The organism is Fluviicola taffensis DSM 16823 (assembly GCF_000194605.1).
In the GTDB taxonomy this organism is placed as follows: Bacteria; Bacteroidota; Bacteroidia; order Flavobacteriales_D; family Crocinitomicaceae; genus Fluviicola; species Fluviicola taffensis.
This window is the reverse complement of sequence record NC_015321.1, coordinates 2952386-2970476: the sequence shown is the minus strand read 5'-3', so window position 1 is coordinate 2970476 and position 18091 is coordinate 2952386. Positions and strand designations below refer to the sequence as shown.

General features: G+C 36.4%; 13 protein-coding genes. 8 read left to right on the top strand and 5 right to left on the bottom strand.

The window, feature by feature from the left end; genetic code table 11:
* Nucleotides 1–10 precede the first annotated feature (10 nt).
* The 7 genes from FLUTA_RS12900 (at nucleotide 11) to FLUTA_RS12870 (ending at nucleotide 7967) form a co-directional block, all read left to right on the top strand.
* On the top strand, nucleotides 11–2023 hold the full coding sequence (locus FLUTA_RS12900; RefSeq protein ID WP_013687323.1) for a tetratricopeptide repeat-containing sensor histidine kinase: 2013 nt from the start codon (nucleotides 11–13) through the stop codon (nucleotides 2021–2023).
* A 111-nt stretch (nucleotides 2024–2134) separates the two neighbouring features.
* Entirely contained in the window at nucleotides 2135–3946 is a 1812-nt protein-coding gene (locus FLUTA_RS12895) for a serine hydrolase (RefSeq protein ID WP_013687322.1), read from the top strand.
* Between the two features lie 4 nt (nucleotides 3947–3950).
* On the top strand, nucleotides 3951–4745 hold the full coding sequence (locus FLUTA_RS12890) for a hypothetical protein (protein WP_013687321.1): 795 nt from the start codon (nucleotides 3951–3953) through the stop codon (nucleotides 4743–4745).
* A 105-nt stretch (nucleotides 4746–4850) separates the two neighbouring features.
* Nucleotides 4851–5258, top strand: coding sequence for a VOC family protein (locus FLUTA_RS12885; RefSeq protein WP_013687320.1), 408 nt, complete (start codon nucleotides 4851–4853; stop codon nucleotides 5256–5258).
* Nucleotides 5259–5370: 112 nt separating this feature from the next.
* Entirely contained in the window at nucleotides 5371–6333 is a 963-nt protein-coding gene (locus FLUTA_RS12880; RefSeq protein ID WP_043023811.1) for a PCMD domain-containing protein, read from the top strand.
* Nucleotides 6334–6335: 2 nt separating this feature from the next.
* Nucleotides 6336–7115, top strand: coding sequence for a porin family protein (locus tag FLUTA_RS12875; RefSeq protein WP_013687319.1), 780 nt, complete (start codon nucleotides 6336–6338; stop codon nucleotides 7113–7115).
* Between the two features lie 45 nt (nucleotides 7116–7160).
* Nucleotides 7161–7967 carry a DUF3050 domain-containing protein gene (locus FLUTA_RS12870; RefSeq protein ID WP_013687318.1) on the top strand — a complete coding sequence of 269 codons (807 nt, stop codon included), beginning with the start codon at nucleotides 7161–7163 and terminating at the stop codon, nucleotides 7965–7967.
* A gap of 48 nt (nucleotides 7968–8015) precedes the next feature.
* Here FLUTA_RS12870 and FLUTA_RS12865 read toward each other — a convergent pair whose 3' ends face one another.
* On the bottom strand, nucleotides 8016–9872 hold the full coding sequence (locus tag FLUTA_RS12865) for a WG repeat-containing protein (RefSeq protein WP_013687317.1): 1857 nt from the start codon (nucleotides 9870–9872) through the stop codon (nucleotides 8016–8018).
* A gap of 365 nt (nucleotides 9873–10237) precedes the next feature.
* Here FLUTA_RS12865 and FLUTA_RS12860 point away from each other — a divergent pair, with 365 nt between their 5' ends.
* Entirely contained in the window at nucleotides 10238–11521 is a 1284-nt protein-coding gene (locus FLUTA_RS12860) for an Ig-like domain-containing protein (protein ID WP_013687316.1), read from the top strand.
* A gap of 49 nt (nucleotides 11522–11570) precedes the next feature.
* Here FLUTA_RS12860 and FLUTA_RS12855 read toward each other — a convergent pair whose 3' ends face one another.
* Genes FLUTA_RS12855 through FLUTA_RS12840 form a run of 4 tightly spaced genes read right to left on the bottom strand, consistent with a single transcriptional unit; the run spans nucleotide 11571 to nucleotide 17702 of the window.
* On the bottom strand, nucleotides 11571–14621 hold the full coding sequence (locus tag FLUTA_RS12855) for an efflux RND transporter permease subunit (RefSeq protein WP_013687315.1): 3051 nt from the start codon (nucleotides 14619–14621) through the stop codon (nucleotides 11571–11573).
* A 10-nt stretch (nucleotides 14622–14631) separates the two neighbouring features.
* Nucleotides 14632–15675 (bottom strand): efflux RND transporter periplasmic adaptor subunit, encoded by a 1044-nt coding sequence (locus tag FLUTA_RS12850; protein ID WP_013687314.1) that lies wholly within the window; start codon nucleotides 15673–15675, stop codon nucleotides 14632–14634.
* An 11-nt stretch (nucleotides 15676–15686) separates the two neighbouring features.
* Nucleotides 15687–17036, bottom strand: coding sequence for a TolC family protein (locus FLUTA_RS12845; protein ID WP_043024315.1), 1350 nt, complete (start codon nucleotides 17034–17036; stop codon nucleotides 15687–15689).
* Nucleotides 17037–17084: 48 nt separating this feature from the next.
* The gene (locus FLUTA_RS12840) at nucleotides 17085–17702 is read right to left on the bottom strand and encodes a TetR/AcrR family transcriptional regulator (RefSeq protein WP_013687312.1); all 618 of its coding nucleotides are present in this window, start codon (nucleotides 17700–17702) and stop codon (nucleotides 17085–17087) included.
* Between the last annotated feature and the right edge of the window lie 389 nt (nucleotides 17703–18091).

The window sequence follows — 18091 nt, the reverse complement described above, 5'->3', positions numbered from 1 at the left end:
AATTCCAACCATGATTCTATCACATTTCAAGTTTTTTCAGAGAAAGAAATTTAAACTTCTAGTTTTACTTGTATTTGTTCAACTTACTTGCAACGCACAAGAAAAGGATCGGGATACCAATGTGTGGATTGCTATATTCAAAAACAACCCGGATTTTGTTAAAAAAAGTATCGCAACCCAAAATCTAGCCAAATATTACAATTACTATTACCAACCGAAACGAGGAATTTACTGGGCAAAAAAAGGGCTTCCTATTGTTAAAAAAACCGAGGTTGATTCTATTTTATGGAGACACTATGATTATTTGGCGAGTTTGTACGATGCCGATTTAGACTATAATCAATCCATTCACTGCATGCTTCTTTCACTCGAATTGAAGAAAAAAGCGAAGAGATGGAAACTTGTTGCCGGAACATATAATGACTTGGGAGTTGTTTACGGAGAAAAATCCGATTTCGTAACTCAAGCAAATTACTACTACAAAACCAAAAAGATTTACGATCAGATTGGGAATGTGGAAGATATCACAAGTATCAACATGAACATTGCTGGTACGTATTACAAACAGGGGTTTTATCAGAAATCACTGGATGGATATAAGAAAGAGATTCCTACTTTGAAAAAGCATAAATTCTGGTTTAACCTATACATTGGGTATTCCTATATTGCCAATTGCTATGGAAAATTAAAACAGCAAGATTCGGCCTTTCATTATGCTTTGCTCAATACAAAGCTTTCCATTCAAATGAAAGATGACATTAGTAGTTTTGAATCTTGGGGAAGAGTAGCCTACTTCTGTAGTGAATTTGATCACTTTCAAGATTATTCAAAAGCAATTGATAGTGTAATCTTTTATTCGAAGAAAATCAGTTATGAAGAAATTGATTGGAGTGATTATTACAACAGTCTCGGAACGTATGAAGTAAAAATAACTCACAATTACTCGAAAGCGCTTGAAAACTATCAAAAATCGCTCGCTATTTCGAAGAATCGCTCCAATAAAACTACAGAACTAGAAACCCTACTTCTCATTTCCAAATGCTATGAAAATTCAGGCGATTACAAGCGTGCTCAGGAAACCATGCGAGAAGCATATTCACTGAAAGAATCGATTCTTACCAATGAAAGCCGGTCAAAAATAGCAGAAATGCAAACCCGATATGAAACCGGAAAAAAGGAAGCTCAAATCAAGATTTTGAACAAAGAAAACAAGCTCAAACAACAAACAACCTATTTTCTATTTGGAGGATTGGCTTTACTTGCTTTTATCATCATTAGCTTAATTAGAAACAACAAACTGAAACAAAAAAACAACAAAAAACTATCTAATTTGAATGATGCTTTGGATGAAGCAAATCAGAGTAAAGTAAAATTATTCAGCATTCTGAGTCATGATTTGAGAAGTCCGGTGAGTGGTTTGTACACTTATCTGCAATTGCTAAAGATGGCTCCCACAAAAATGAATCCCGAGTTTAGATTGCTAAAAGAAGAACAATTGGCGAATAATATTGAGAATCTGCTAAACACGATGGAAGATTTGTTGATTTGGAGTAAATCGCAAATGGATTCATTTACCCCCGAAAAGAAAACGCTTTCACTGACCGAATTACTCCAATGCGTATTGAAAATCTATAAACCATCTATTACCCAAAAAGAAATTACCCTTATTTTACCCGAAGATGACTTTTCGTTTTATTCCGATGAAAACATTTTACAAACTGTCTTTCGAAACATCCTCTCAAACGCCATAAAACATACCCCTGAACATGGAAATATTCGAATTTCTTGGGAAAGTGAGGATCAAAAATCAAGAATCTTATTTTTCAATTCAGGAATACCAATTCAAGATCTAGAGTCAACAAAAATTTTTGATTGGAACCAAATAAACAGCCAAAATTCAGGATACGGATTAAAAATATCTCACATGTTAGCTGAAAAAGTCAATATCCATATTTTTGCAAATCCAGTTTCCGAAGGTACACTTTTCACGGTAGAAATTCGAAATTTAACCTCAAAAACCTGATCCATTTTCAGAAGTATATCTTCTGGTTTTCATTTTTGTTCCTTTCAACTATCATTTAATTACCCTTTTTGAAGGAGTTTCTTATCTTTACTTACAACAAAAAAGCATATCATGAAACAAATCCTTATCCTTTTATTCACAACAACTTTCATTTTTTCTGCAACTTCTCAGTCAAAAGAAAAGAAGCCTGATTTCGCTAAACGTCTTTCGGGAATTGAGAAAGAATTAAATCAAGTGCTCGTAGATCAAAAAGTGGCAGGTTATTCCGTTGCCGTGGTTTACAAAGACAAAATCATCTACTCAAAAGGGTTCGGATACCGCGATTTGGAGAACAAGAAACCAGTTACTCCAAACACTTTGTTTGCAATCGGTTCCTCTACAAAAGCCTTTACGTCTGCAATTCTTGGTCAGTTGGAAAAAGAAGAAAAGCTGAAACTAAAGGATCTAGCAACGAGTCACTTGCCACAATTAAGTTTCAAATACGATTATCTCAATACAGGAATTACGATTCGCGATATGATGTGTCACAGAACAGGATTTTCGCGCTTCGATTATTCGTGGTATTTTTTCAATACCAGCAATCGCGACAGCCTTATTTCTCGTGTTAAGTACATGGAACCAACAGTGAAACTGCGGGAGAAATGGCAATACAACAACTGGATGTTCTTAGCTCAAGGAATGATTGCAGAGAAAATCACCGAGAAAACATGGGAACAAAACATTCAAGAGCGTTTTTTTACTCCATTGAAAATGACTCACAGTAATACGGATATTTTTGCGACCCAAAAAGATGCAGATGCCTCCCTTCCCTACACCTTGGATTCTAAAATGTCCATTAAAAAAATGGATTATTATAACATCAATGGAATGGGACCTGCGGGAAGTATCAATTCGTGCGCAAATGATATGGGAAATTGGGTTGCTACATGGATTATGGGCGGTAAATTCAATGAATCAGAAATTATTCCGAGTTCTTATGTGAAAGATGCTTCGAGTTCTCAAATGGTAGTTCGTGGTGGCCAGCCAACCGATCATTCAGACATTCAATTTACAAACTACGGATTGGGCTGGTTTTTAGAATCATACCGCGGACATTTTTTAGTAGAGCATGGTGGAAATATCAATGGTTTCTCCGCAAACGTGGCATTTTACCCTTCAGATTCTATTGGAATTGTAGTTCTAACCAATCAAAATGGATCAGAGGTTCCAGAAATCGTTCGTAACTTCATTTCAGACAAACTATTTGCTTTATCCCCAATTCCATGGAATGCAGATGCGAAAAAAGCAAAAGATGAAATGATGGCAGAAGTAAAAAAATTGGAGTCAAAAGCCGATACAACTTCTCTTCAGGTTAAAAACACACAACCTTCTCATCCATTGAAAGACTATGCTGGTTATTACTCCAACGATGCTTACGGAAACTTTACCGTTGTATACGAGAACGATACCTTGAAAACATTTTTAGCAGGAGAGAAAATGTGGATGAGTCATTATCACTACGACATATTTAACTTAGAATCAGTTAAAAAAGAGGATGAAGAAGACGAATCTAAATTTCTTCTCAACTTTGCAAGTGCATCTAATGGCAAAATAGACCGTGTTTCCTTAGATTTAGATGAACCAGAAAAAACAACCGAATTCCTGCGAAGTACTCCAAAAGTTGAACTATCTAATGACGATCTAACGAAATATGTTGGAGACTATGATTTAGAAGGAAATACCATCAAGGTTTATATCAAAGGAAAAGTGTTGATGGTTCTTGTTCCCGGTCAACCCGATTACGAAACAGCTTCTATTGGAAATGATACTTTCGAATTAACTATTGCCAAAGGTTATAGTGTGAAATTCACAATGGATAATGGCAAATCAATAGCCGTAGTTTTCCAACAACCAAATGGAAACTTCACTGCAAAACGCAAATAATAACATGTTTAAGCAAATTACAATACTTGGTTTATTTCTTTGTGGAACATTGGCTACTTTCTCATGCGAGAATCAACCGGCTAAGCTTCAAGAACCAATAAGTGGAATTCCTAAAAAAGAACAGGAATTGATCCAGATTAATCAAAAAATCATGGAACTCCGTTCAGAGTTTAGTGATTCACTTCCTTATTACAGTGAGCTCTTCAGTTCCAAATTACAGGAACTTCTTTCTGATGGCAAAACACTTACTTATTCGTTTAAATCATTGACCGAAGAAAATAGTTGTAATGTAAATACGTCAAAAGATGGTTTGTTCCGGATTTACAGTTGGGACTCACAATTAGGAGGAACTATGCGATTTTTCAATGTGATTTACCAATATCGGACTGGAAACAACATAAAAATCCAACTCTATCGCTCAAACACAGAAGATGATCCTGCTTGGTTCTGCTCAGATATTTTCACTGTAAAAGCGAAAAAAAACACGTTTTATCTGGCAATCACGAACGGAATTTATTCCACAAAAGATATGAAACAATCCATCAAAGCATTTGAGCTAACCAATCAAGGAATCAATGACAGAGTGCTTTTGATGAAAACAGACGAAGGTTTACAAAACTCGTTGGATGTCTACTACGATTTTTTCAGTGTGGTTGATCGACCAGAGAGACCGGTTTCCGTTATTAGATATGATTCCAAGAAAAAGATTATTTCTGTTTCTACTACAAATGAAAAAGATGAGATTACGAATAATTACATCACCTATTCCTTTAATGGAAACTATTTTGAACAGAAGTAGAGTAAACTCCCTATAAACCAGTTATTCATCCAAACCACCTGATTATTTTTTTAGAATTTTAAAAAGAATTTTTTAGTTTTACTTTTGAAAGTATACTGAAGAAAAATGACAAAAGAAATTTGGCTGAATTTGCCCGTAAAAGACGTGGAAGCTTCCCGAAATTTTTTCACAGCAATTGGATTTACTGCAAAACTGGAACAATCTGCTCCTGAAGAAAGAGCTTGTATTCAAGCAGGAAAATCTATAATCATGCTTTTTCCAGATGCTATTTTGAAACAGTTCAATGGTGGTTTGGAGAAGAATGACACCTCAAAAACAGCCCAAATACTCATTTCCTTTGATGCTGAAACTAGAGAAGAAATCGATGAATTGGCTCAAAAAGTAAAGAAAGCTGGAGGGAACGTTTTTTCAGAACCCTCAGAAATTCAAGGATGGATGTACGGATTTACTTTTGCAGATTTGGATGGACATCGCTGGAATGGACTCCACATGGATTTATCAAAAACAGATTAATCAAACTCATTAAATCAAACAATATGCGTATTTTTCTACTCCTTTCTCTCATTCCAGCTATATTGGTAACCAGCTGTATCAAAAAAAACTTGCAAATCCAGAGGCAGATATTTTGTCTTTTGAATTGAGTAATTCTGAGACTACCGCCAATACCGTTATTGATGAGTCAAATAAGAAAATATTTATCTACCTGAATGGTGCCGCTTATCAAAACGGTGTAACTCCAACGATTTCGATCACCAAAGGAGCAACCATTTCTCCTGCTTCAGGAACACATATCACATTTGATCAACCAGTCTTCTATACGGTAACTTCAGAATCTGGAGAGAACAAAAAAACATACCAAATTGAGGTTGTACGAATTGGAAGCTGGACTTTCAACTTCGAAAACTGGGAAACAAATCCTGACAACCAATATGAATATCCTGTTGAATCTGACGGAATACAATTATGGTCTTCAGCAAACGCTGGAGCTGCATTGGCAGGTGTCAATCCAAGTCTTGGATCTTATCCGACGGGTTCCACAACTAATGGACTAAATGGAACCAAAGCAGCAAAAATGGCTACTCTTGCTGGAACTCCTACTTCTGAAATCCTTGGTATTCATATTATTCCTGGATCTATTTTCCTAGGTGATTTTAATATTATAAATGCATTTACAGATCCTCTAACCGCTACTGAATTCGGTCAACCATATAGTGCAGCAACACCAGCCCGTTTTACAGGTTATTATAAATATTCTCCTGGACCTAGTTTCATAGATCAGAATGGAACTGCTCTGCCTTCTGAAACAGACAAGTTTTCCCTTTATGCCGTTTTTTACAATGGACCAGACAGATTGAACGGATCAACTGTTAACACTTCCCAGCAAATTATCGCTAAGGCAATAGTTCCAAACGGAACTCCTGCCAATACTTTTGTTCATTTTGACATTCCATTCACATTTACTGGAGTAACCGCAGGTAATAGCACACAAATGGCAATTATAGCAACATCCAGTTATCAAGGCGATCAATATCGTGGCGCAATTGGAAGTGAATTAATTATTGACAGTTTAAGAATTATACCTGAATAACTATGAAAGCACTAATAATTATAATTAGCATCTTATTTCTTTCTACCAAATGCTTCACTATCCATGCTCAGGAAAAGAAGGAAAGAATACATCCTTTTGAAGAAAGAAAATTTACGCATAGTATCGTTTTCGGGCTGAATATTGGAGCGATGTCTCCCACATCTCTTCCTGCAAATATTCGAAAAATCAACAAATACGATCCGCAATTCTGTCCTTCCTTCGGATACGAAATGTTACATCACATTACCCCTAAATGGAGTATAGGATTCAGTGCAAAAATTGATTACAAAGGAATGTCAATAACAGATAGTGTGGCTTATTATCGTGTCTCCATCGAGCAGGAAAAGAATGGTCAAACGTCCAAATTTGAAGGCGATTTCACGGGAACTAATTATACCAAAGCCCGCAATGTTTATTTTAACTTACCTGTTTATGCTGTATTTATTCCGAATAAACAATGGTATTACAGACTTGGAGGTTACATCGCATACAGATGGGAAGGGAAATTTGAAGGAAGTGTTTCTAACGGTTATATCCGAAATGGAAATTCTTTAGGTGAAAAAGTCATTATCGATCATGCTGATTTCGATTTCTCTGATCAACAAGGTAAATGGGATTTGGGGATTGATGCTGGAGCTGGGGTTTTCATTGGAAAACGCTGGAGTGTTCAAGCTAATCTTCAATGGGGATTGAAACCTGTATTTCCTTCTGATTTTACAGGACTGAGTTTCAAAATGTATAATATCTTTGCAAATGTAGGGGCTGCTTTACGAATACTCTAATAAAGGCTCAAAAGTCACCCATTTAATTAATTGTATTAAACTCTTATGATTAGTACGCAAATAAACCAGCTTCAAAAAAATCTGGATTCCATTCGTTTCGAAATAGTTAATCATCCAAGCTACCAAGCAATTCAATCCATTGAAGATATTCGCATATTTATGGAACATCATATTTATGCCGTTTGGGATTTCATGTCTTTATTGAAAGCTTTACAGAATGAATTAACCTGCACTCAAGTTCCTTGGTTTCCGGTTGGATCGGCAGAAGTACGCTACCTCATCAATGAAATTGTTTGTGGAGAAGAATCGGATTTAGCTTCCGCGGATGATGTAAAAAAGGGAGATGGAATTCGCAAAAGTCATTTTGAATTGTATTTGGATGCGATGGCACAAACAGGTGCTTCTCGCACCGGAATTGATGCGCTTTTCAGTCATATTCATTCTGGAAAAACGGTAGAAGAAGCAATTGAAACTGTATCGATTCCAGAATCTGCTAAGCAATTTTTGCGGTTTACATTTGAGGTGATAGCAACACGAAAACCACATATCATTGCCGCAGTTTTCACATTTGGAAGAGAAGATTTGATTCCAAATATGTTCCACAGTATTGTGAGTGACTTAAACTCCAAATTTCCAACAGAATTGGCAACCTTCAAATTCTATTTGGATCGCCACATTGAAATTGATGGTGATCACCACGGACATTTAGCGCTTCAAATGGTCAGTGAACTTTGTGGAGATGATGCCGAAAAATGGAAAGAAGCAGAAAAATACTCCCTTAAGTCACTTGAAATGCGCAAGCACTTGTGGGATGGGGTTTTTGATGAAATCAAGAAACATCAACTAGTATAAACATCTTTTAGTAAGGTGACTTTGGCAAGCTTTGTCACCTTACTTTTCTCAATAAACAAAGGTTCTTTTATCCTTTTTCAGGGTGTAATAAGTCCACTTAACACCATTTTTACTGCTCGTAATTTCATACGGATTCCCCACATCAAAATGGATATTGGTAAACGATTCCTTGTACAAATTTTTGCCTTTGGAATCGATTATGATGATTTGATTATTTAGCAATTGAAAAAACTGGTTATCCAGATAATCCATTGGTGAAGCATTACGAGCAATATAGGTGTGACTGATTAAATCAATCACATCATATCCTTTTTCCGTTTTGATAAACCCCAACTTATTAATAACCAAATCACAAGGCGCTTCTTGCAATAACTTGTTCTGATTTGGAATCTGTCCTTCATAGAAAACAGCATTGTACCATTTCCCATCTTTTTGAGCATGAATTAGCCAATTCGATTCAAAGAACATTTCCACAAATAGCTCATCAAAGATGGGAGTTAGCTGCTCGTTCAACTGATAATCTACCATTCCGAATTTAGTGGCTTTTCGAGTCCGGAAAACCTGCTCATCAACAAACTTCACCTCATCAAAAACAGCTGGAAGTTCTTTCCGGTTTCTGAAATCAATTACTCCATGCAATTTACCAATGCGTGTTAATCCCTGTGGTTCGAACTCTCGGAAAGGAAAGCCTACTTCTAAAAACTGAATTTCATCGTATTGAAAAGGATAAACAGTTGTATTGAGCCCATCAATAATTCCCCATTTATTCGATTTATTTTGCGCCAAAATATACTCTGGGTGATAATCCGTCAAAAGCGTATAGTTCAACTTTTTGTACTCATACGGAATGTACGCTTGCTCAAGCGTTCTTCCATCTTCTGTTTCATAGTTTGAATAATGAGAAATGCCTTCATATCCTCCTTTTTTGGAAATATTCATCTCCAGATAATCCGTCACAAATGCTCTTCCTCTATCGTCAATTATCCCTTCATTATTCGGTCCTGTCCGAACAACAGCTTCACCCAAAGGCATAAAACGCGCGTCTAAATATTCTGATTCATTTCGAACTCCTGTAAAACAGTTTACCGCACCAATGCTATTTCCACGATAATACTTCACTAATTGCTGATAATCACCCGAAACAAGTGTGTCTGCATCGAGATCAATCAGTTTACCTTCAGTTGTGAAAATTCCAAATTTTCCATTTCCTTTTTTGAAGACATGAAACGAATTTTGAAAAGCAGAATTGGTACCTATGCTTATATAAAATGGATCTCCATACTCACTGCTTGTTGAATAACTGGAAATCGGAAATCGTTCTACAATCGTGCTATCTTTTAATTCCGCCAAATATTCTTCTCCTTCTTTTTTTGTTACAATCAAAAAGTTTCCAGAGGCTGGTCGAATATTAGAATAAGAAGTGGTTACCGGATGATATTGTCCATTTGAAGAGACGTAATTCAAGAAACCGTTTTCATCCACAAAGACAAATAAATGTGTTTCGTTATTGAAATTGATGTGATAAAACTGATCCAATTTTTGGCTCATCCATGGAGTCCAATATTTGCGTAAACGCACATCGTAAAAAGCGGCTTTCGTTTCTGTTCCATTCTTTTGCAAGACCTGTAGAATATCCCAATTTAATCCATCTTGCCATGTTACTTCTACTCCATTATTCAACTCATCGTAGTAAACATCACGGAATGCAGGAATGGCAACACCGTCAAATGATGCAAAGGGAGAATCAAAGTAAGTTCTAATTTCAGTTTTATCTCCCAGAACTTTCAAGTTCCACTCCATAAATACCGTGTCCTTTTCCACATAATCAAGAAAGTATGTCCGATTCGATTGGGAAAAAGCAGCTGTAATAAGTATAAACTGAAAAACAAAAAAGATATATTTCATTTGTATGTATTTTGAATCAAATCTACCCATTATTTGAAAGCGCCATCATCATGCAAATGAGGTATTCCGAAGAAATTGCTAGATACCTCCGTCGAATCATAAATTGAAGTTAAGCGTTCATTTTGACACCGATTTTATCTATTAAAAGCAATGACAAAACTTATTTTCAAACTTTAAAACAATCATCCTATTATTCAATGAATCCATTTATATGATAAAAACACCATAACTTATTCATCAGCAAAAAGTTACTTTGAATACTTCTTTATTTTTTCGTTAAAATTCACTTAACTCCAATAGAATAGGACTTTTAGAAGTACTTTTGTGCCCGATTAGAAGAAATATTACACCTTACAACTCTTGCGATGAAACCAATTTTAACCTTGGCGTTGACTTTGTCATGCCTAATGGCCAATGCCCAAACTACAATCGAATTCAGAATCTCCACTGTTAACAGCGATATCGCCGATATGGATGGATTCCTTCAAGGAGATAGTGATCCCAATTGGCAAGCCGAAATCTTGGATGGAACTAGTTTGGGGTCTTTCGACGAAGAAATCACCGCAAATTGTCCTGGAGTTAGAACATACAATCAAACATTTGGTTCGCGTGCTTACAATTGTGCTTTACCCGCAAATTTCACGTTTCGTTGGAGAGCTTTTGAAGACGATGGTTGGTTCTTTGGAGAAATCATTGAAGCAAGTACAGGCTGGCAAACTGTCAGCATCCCTGCTGGTGGTTTAAATGCAACTACTTTTACAACGATTGCTTCGTATTCCGCAACAGCTGCTGGAGATAAATGTGGTGGTGGCAATACCGTTACTTGGGGAGTAACTCTTCAATACCGTGTAACAGGAAATTTACTCACAAACACTGCTCCTACAGCAATTAATGCATCCAGCCCATTGATTCAAACTGGACAACCTGTAACACTGACTCAAGTTGGAGGAACAACTACAAATGGAAGTGCCGTTTACAATTGGTATACTGGTGGATGCAATGGAACTTTTATTGGAACTGGCGCAACTATCTCACCGACAGTTCTTGCACCAACAACTTACTACGTGAAATCTGTTGGAACTTGCTCTACAACCTGTGCACAAATAACAATCAATTCATCTGCTCTAGGTGTAAGTTTATCCGACTATCATTACCAATGTTCAGATAACGAAATTGATTTTTACTGGTCAACTGAAAATGAAGAAAAAAACAGTCATTTCTTAATTCAACAGATGATTGATGTCGACAAATGGAAAACAGTCGCTATGGTGAAAGGTAACGGGACAACGACAATATCTCATCGCTACGAATCTCATTTGGGTAATTTAACTACAACTAATGATCAGTATTACCGATTGGTACAAGTTGATTTTGATGGAAAAGAAACCAACTACGATCCGTTCTATGTGGCTTGCAAATCAGATTCACCTACATTAACAATTTATCCGAACCCAAACAATGGATCTTGGTCTATTTATCCGTTTGAAAAGGATTTACAGATTCGTTCTATCCGCAACAGCGTAGGTAAACTCGTACCTTTTGAACTAAATGATGGAAAAATTCAATTAATCAATCCAGAAGCTGGAACTTACTTTATGGAATTAATCTCGAAGGGGCAGATAACTATTCAAAAAGTGGTTGTTCAATAATCGAATAAAAATGTAGGGACGCGATGCTTCGTGTCCCTACATGTAATCATTATTTTTTCACCTCCACTTTCGGTGGAATCAATTTGTAAATAATCGGAGTTACCACTCTTGAAAGTAAGGTCGAACTAATCAACCCTCCGATTAAAACAATTGCCAATGGAGAGATTAGCGGATTCGTTGAGATCGCAATTGGAATTAAACCTCCAATCGCAGTGAGTGATGTCAAAACAATTGGCAAAAAACGAACTTCACCCGCTTCTCGAATAGCTTCATCCAAGGTTCTTCCTTCTTCTCGCAAATGATTGGTGAAATCAACCAAAAGAATAGAATTCTTAACTTCAATTCCCGCAAGTGCAATCAAACCAATTACCGCAACAAATGAAAGTGAATTCCCCGTCATCCATAAAGCGATTACTGCTCCAACTATTCCAAGAGGAATTACAGACAATACGATCAAAGTACTTTTGAATGTTTTGAAAAGTAAGATTAATACGGCAACGAATAAGAAAACAGTAATGGTTATAATCGTGTTAAATCCACCGAAAGATTCATTCCGAGATTCGTATTCCCCTCCCATTACATACGAATATCCTTTGGGTAATTTCTTCTCATCCATTTTAGTAATGACTTCCTTAATCAAATTATCCACCAATACTCCTTTTTGAGCAAAAGCACTTACGGAAACTGTTCTAACTTTATTGTAGTGATTAATAAACAACGGAGAACTTTCCAACTCCAAACGAGCAATCTGAGAAAGCAAAATCGCTTGCCCTTGTTGATTGTTGATATACAATTGATTGAATACATCCAAAGTCGCTCGTTCTCCTTTATGAGTTGTCAAAAGCATGGAAAACTCATCGTTGTCTTCATCAGAAAAAGTCCCCAAATCAACTCCTGCAATTGCCAAACGAACCGTTCTATCAATATCTACCGTATTTATACCTAAAGCACGTGCTTTTTCCTTAGAAATAACCAATTTGAAATCCGACTTCAAGTTTCCAATTGGATTATTAACATACATAGTTCCTGGAATTTCCTTCAGTAAATATTCTACTTCCTGACTCAATTTTCGCAAGCTATCCAAATTATCTCCAGATAAACGAACTTCAACTGGGGCAACCATTGGCGGTCCTTGTTCAAAATTCTTCACCTCGATTTTAGCTCCTGGATATTCATTGAAAATAGAGCGCAAATGATCCGTAATTTCTTGTCTTTTATCAACACTTGCATGCTTGTCCAGCTGAACAAAGACTTGAGCAAAGTCACTTCGTTCATTTTCTTGTGCCACATTGTAATAAACAGGTGGATTCCCTTTTCCAACGTTTGTAGCGAAATAATGTATTTCAGGAATTTTCTTTAATTCTTTCTCTACATATTCTGTAATTTCATTCGTATGCTTGAGATTGGTTTGCAAAGGAGCCACTACATCAACCATGAATTGTGGTTTTTCCGAAGCTGGAAATAAACTAAAACCAATTACTGGAAATAACGCTAGAGAACCGACAAAAACACCCAATGCAATTAGCATTGTAATTATAGGTCTTTTCAATGCTTTATCCAGCAATACGGAATAGGTTCCTGAAATTCCTTTTTGAAGAGCTCTCAGGAAAATATTTCCATCGTGCTTTCCATCGTGTTGTTTCAATAAACGGCTCGACAAAAATGGAATAATTGTGAGTGAAACCACCATCGAAGCTAAGACACTCGCAATCACCGCCATTGGAAGACTTCGAATAAAATCCCCTGAAACTTCTGGCAAGAATACCAAAGGTAAAAAAGCAATAATCAATGTGACGGTACACCCCACAACTGAAAGTCCAATTTGCTGTGTTGCCATCAAAGTTGCATCCATTCGCGAATGCCCTTCTCGCAACCAGCGTTCAATATTTTCAACAACAACAATGCTATCATCGACGAGTAAACCAAGTGCAACAACCAATCCAACAATACTCAACTGATTGATATTAAAACCCATCACATTCAGTAAGACCAATCCAATTGCGAGTGAAAGTGGAATGGAAATCATCACCACCAACGAAGCTCTACCACCCAATGGAAGTAAGGTAATAGCCACCAATAAAATAGCGATGAGAAAATCAATTCCCAATCCTCCCAAGCGATCATTGACATTATCACCTTGATCAAAGTGATTCACCATATCCATATTTGAAGGAAGTGTTTCATCAAATTCCTCCAATACTTTTTGATACTTCTTTTGTGTTTCTGAAATATTGAATCCTTCTTTTTGCGCGGCTGTCACGAACACACAACGATGACCGTTTAGTCTCGTAATATGCTTCGTTTCTGAAAAATCATAATACACATCAGCCACATCTTTCAGTGGAATAGTTTTTCCTTCGGAAGCATAAATAATCGTATTTGCAATTTCATCAAGCGACACATAATTTCCACTCGTTTTCACATTGAGCGACTTTGTTCCCACATCGATACTTCCACCAGGAATATTTGCAATTTCACTTTGAATGGTACCAACTACAGCGTTCAAAGGAAGATGTAATTGCGCCAATTTATCCGTTCTTAAATCAATTCTCACCTGTTCTTCCGATAGACCATGAATCTTCACATTCTTTAGTTCCGGAAGTTTTTCCAACTGTTCTTGCAAATCTTCAGCGGTTTTCTTGAGACTTTTTCGTGAAGCGTTTTCACTAATCAAAGCTGTCTGAATGACATTTACATCCGAAGCAACCAATTTCTTCACTTCAATGCTTAAAATTTCAGCTGGAAGTTCAGAACGCATTCCATTTACTTCACGAGTCAGTTCCTGAAACTTCTCATCAACATTCGATTCGTATTTGTATTCTACAGTCAAAATCGCTACACCATCTTTGATTTGCGTTTTAATCCGTTTAATGTTCTCTAAGCTATAAATTTGTTTTTCCAACGGTTTCACCACCAATTCTTCCATATCGGAAGGACTTGTTCCTGGATAAATCACAATTACTGGAAACATCGGGGAATTTGTGGCAGGATCCTCACTTCGAGGCATAGTAAGTAGCGTATTCACTCCTAGAGCGATCGCCATAATGAACAACACCAAGGTAAATTGGTAGTTGCGCACTGCGTATGTTGCGATTTTCATTGTTGTGGAATTATTTGACTGAAATGGTTGAATTTTCGTTCAAGTAAGGTCCACCTGAAACAATCACAAACTTGTATCCTTCTAAACCTTCAGATACTTCCACTACATTTTGATTCAAATTATCAATTTTCACGGCAACTTTCTTCACTGTTTTTTTGTCGTTTGAAATGAACACATATCCTTCATCGGCATTTCCATCGAGCAGAGCTTCGTAAGGAATTTTCCAGTTTTCGGAAGTTTCAGAAAGGTGAATAATAGCTTTACCAAAAACACCACTTGCTAGCCCTTGAGGAGCTTTTCCTTTTAATTCCAATTCCACAGTGAATGTTCCACTGAATGGATCAATACTTTCTGATTTACGTGAAACGACTGCTTTTACCGTTTGATTTCTGAAAACATCTGATTCAATTTCTGCTTCGTCACCAATTTTGATTTGACTCCACTGACGATCACTAACCCCCACTTTCAATTTAAAAGAACTCGATCCGGCACCATTTGTTTGAAAAACAGGAGTCCCGCTACTCACTAATTGACCTTGATTGGCCATTTTACGCAAAATAAATCCATTTGAAACCGCTCTAATTTCCGCGTATTTCAAATTGAATAAGGCTGATTGTAATTGCTCCTCGGCAACATCTACAGCGGTTTGTGCATTTTGCATCTGTTCTAAGGTTGCAAAGCCTTCTTTCTGCAAATTTTTCGCTCTTTCCAAATCGCGTTTTGATTTTTCTAAGCCCAATTTAGCTTGACTCACAGTAGCTTTTACAAGCGTCAAATCCAAGGTTGCTAATAATTGTCCTTTTTGAACTTTATCGCCTTCACGAACAAATAGTTTTTGGATTACACCGCCAGATAAAAACGACAAATACGTTTCGTCATCGGTAGTAAATTGTCCAGAAACATGAATTTCTTCGTTTGAATTTAGTACTTGTAAAGAGGCTAATTTGACTGGAATTACTTCCACTTTTGGAATTTCATTGGTTGTCTTTTCTTTCGAGCCACAAGAAGCTATTAAGAATGAAAGAAAGATTGCTGAACTTATTATTTTTTTCATAATCGAATAGTTTAGTTATTGATATTCAATGGATATGTTGCTGCTGCTCGCTCAAGTTCAGCGAGTGAACTCAAGTAATTTTGATATTGAATGAGGACAAATAATTCTGCATTGGTTACTTGATTGGAGGCATCAATAAACTCAAGCTGACTTGTTAATCCTTCTCTATTTGCTCCTGAAACTAAGGCAAAATATTGGTTGGAAGCTTCTAATTGTACTTTAGCTGTTTCCCAATTTTCTTGTGCATTCAACACATTTCGGAGTGCTTGCTGACGCTGCAATTCCAACTGCTGCGAAACTTGATCCAATTGTAGTTTTGCAGTTTCAATTTCATATTTCGTTTGTTTCACTTGTTGTTGATTACGTGAACCGTTATAAATCGGAATAGATGCGGAAATACCAAACATGTAATAGGCCGATTTTTTACTCACTTCCCAATCTTGGCCTTGTGAACCAAGATCTAAAAATGCATTCACCTTCGGAACCCAATAGTTTTTATTCATTTTCAAAACAGACTCTTGTACTTCAATCGATTGATTGATTAACTGAATTTCTTCCCGTTTTTCAGTTATTTCCAATTGTGGAGTAGCACTCACCGTTTCTTCTAACGAAATATCAGAATCAAGCGGTCGATTTATTAGAAAATTGAAATAAGCTTGTGCGTTTTTCAACTGATTTTTAGCCGTAGAAATAGACGTATTCATTTTCATCAATTCCGTTTGAGCTTTCAATAAATTCACCTTCAATCCTTTTCCTTGTTTGATTAAGGCTTCATTGAGCGCGACGTTTTGTTCCAATACTTTTTTATTCGCTTCATAAATATCTACCGATTTTGAAGCCAGAATTACATTGTAATAGGACACTTTGATATTCTTCACCAATTCACGTGCATAGACTTGCATATCGAGGTTGCTCAACTCCACTTTTTGTTGTTGAATACGTTTATTCGCAATGATATCCATATTCAATAAGGGAACCGATGTTCGAATATATGTATCGTAAAAATTGGTTGGTAAGAAATTAATTTGTTGATTTTCAATTTGAGGGAAAGCATTCGTTCCTGTCATTTGATTCAAGGTCGTGTAAACCGGATTCAACATATCTCCAAGAGGAAGATCAGCATAACGTCCGCCTTGTGCAGTTGTATACGAAGCATTGAAGTTTACAGAAGGCAAAAAATTGCTTTTTGCTGTAGTTAAAGTTAGAAGAGCCTTTTCCAATTGAATGGAACGTTGTTTGAGCACTAAATTGGAATCCAACCCTTGTTGAATGTATTTATCCAATACTGCTTGCGACCAAACTGTTGCATGCAGAAACATACTTATTGAAATCGCCACTAGAAGAATAATTTTTCGCCCCATAGTAATCATTGTTATTTAACTAAACAGTGTTAAGTAATTATTAAAAAATTAGATCTTAAAAGAATCCATCATACGAATAAACTCATCAAACCCCATATCGACAATTTTTTCACTTTTTTCTGGATCCAATACTTTACATCGACCGCGATCATACAAATTACACATACCGTGCATTGCAGACCAAACTAAATAAGCGCCAGCTTCCGCATCTAAAAACGGTAAATAACCTTGGTCCATACATTGTTGTACGGTTGCTTTCAACCCTTCAAATGAAGAAGCACCCTCTTTCCAAAGTTCATCATCTTCCAAGTTACTCAAAGGTGATTTTTGAACAAACATCAAATCATAGTAATCTGGATAATCGGCAGCAAACTGAAGATAAATTCGTCCCATTGCTTTCAAGCGTTCATAGGGATTCTCTACCGAGTAAAGCACCTCCAATTTGCTTCCCAATAATTGAAATCCTTCGGAATGAAGCGCAAAAAGGATTGCGTCTTTGTCTTTGAAGTATAGATAAATCGTTGTTGGACTATATTCAATGCGTTGGGCAATTGAGCGAATAGACGTTTGATCAAAACCCTTTTCCAAAAACACTTCACGAGCAGCTGTGAGGATGCTTTTTTGCAACAGTTCTTTATCTCTTTCCTTACGTTCGTTAATTCCCATTTTGAATATTGAATGGTACAAATATACTTAACAGCGTTAAGTATCCAAATTTTATTTCAAAAAAATGAAAGAAAAATATGAACATCCTTTATTTATGGGTATTTGAACCACATAGGAACATAGGAACATAGGAACATAGAATATTATTCTCTAAAACTATGTGACCTATGTTTCTATGTGGTTAATTGATAGGTGTAGGAAGTCATGAGAATTTGTTATGGAGCAATGTAATAAGCACTCAGTTTTGAGTGTTTTTTGACGCACTGAGACTGTAATGGGCCGAAATATTCTGATTCAAGTCACTCATTCACTTAAAGCATTGCAATTCCGACAATTAGGAACAAAAAAAGAGGCTATCTACGTTATAGACAGCCTCTTTTTAAGAACTT

What these genes read in the sequence shown, in the direction of transcription:
- FLUTA_RS12900 (WP_013687323.1), top strand. Translation starts at nt 11, where the DNA reads ATGATTCTATCACATTTCAAGTTTTTTCAGAGAAAGAAATTTAAACTT.
- FLUTA_RS12895 (WP_013687322.1), top strand. Translation starts at nt 2,135, where the DNA reads ATGAAACAAATCCTTATCCTTTTATTCACAACAACTTTCATTTTTTCT.
- FLUTA_RS12890 (WP_013687321.1), top strand. Translation starts at nt 3,951, where the DNA reads ATGTTTAAGCAAATTACAATACTTGGTTTATTTCTTTGTGGAACATTG.
- FLUTA_RS12885 (WP_013687320.1), top strand. Translation starts at nt 4,851, where the DNA reads ATGACAAAAGAAATTTGGCTGAATTTGCCCGTAAAAGACGTGGAAGCT.
- FLUTA_RS12875 (WP_013687319.1), top strand. Translation starts at nt 6,336, where the DNA reads ATGAAAGCACTAATAATTATAATTAGCATCTTATTTCTTTCTACCAAA.
- FLUTA_RS12870 (WP_013687318.1), top strand. Translation starts at nt 7,161, where the DNA reads ATGATTAGTACGCAAATAAACCAGCTTCAAAAAAATCTGGATTCCATT.
- FLUTA_RS12865 (WP_013687317.1), bottom strand. Translation starts at nt 9,872, where the DNA reads ATGAAATATATCTTTTTTGTTTTTCAGTTTATACTTATTACAGCTGCT.
- FLUTA_RS12860 (WP_013687316.1), top strand. Translation starts at nt 10,238, where the DNA reads ATGAAACCAATTTTAACCTTGGCGTTGACTTTGTCATGCCTAATGGCC.
- FLUTA_RS12855 (WP_013687315.1), bottom strand. Translation starts at nt 14,621, where the DNA reads ATGAAAATCGCAACATACGCAGTGCGCAACTACCAATTTACCTTGGTG.
- FLUTA_RS12850 (WP_013687314.1), bottom strand. Translation starts at nt 15,675, where the DNA reads ATGAAAAAAATAATAAGTTCAGCAATCTTTCTTTCATTCTTAATAGCT.
- FLUTA_RS12845 (WP_043024315.1), bottom strand. Translation starts at nt 17,036, where the DNA reads ATGGGGCGAAAAATTATTCTTCTAGTGGCGATTTCAATAAGTATGTTT.
- FLUTA_RS12840 (WP_013687312.1), bottom strand. Translation starts at nt 17,702, where the DNA reads ATGGGAATTAACGAACGTAAGGAAAGAGATAAAGAACTGTTGCAAAAA.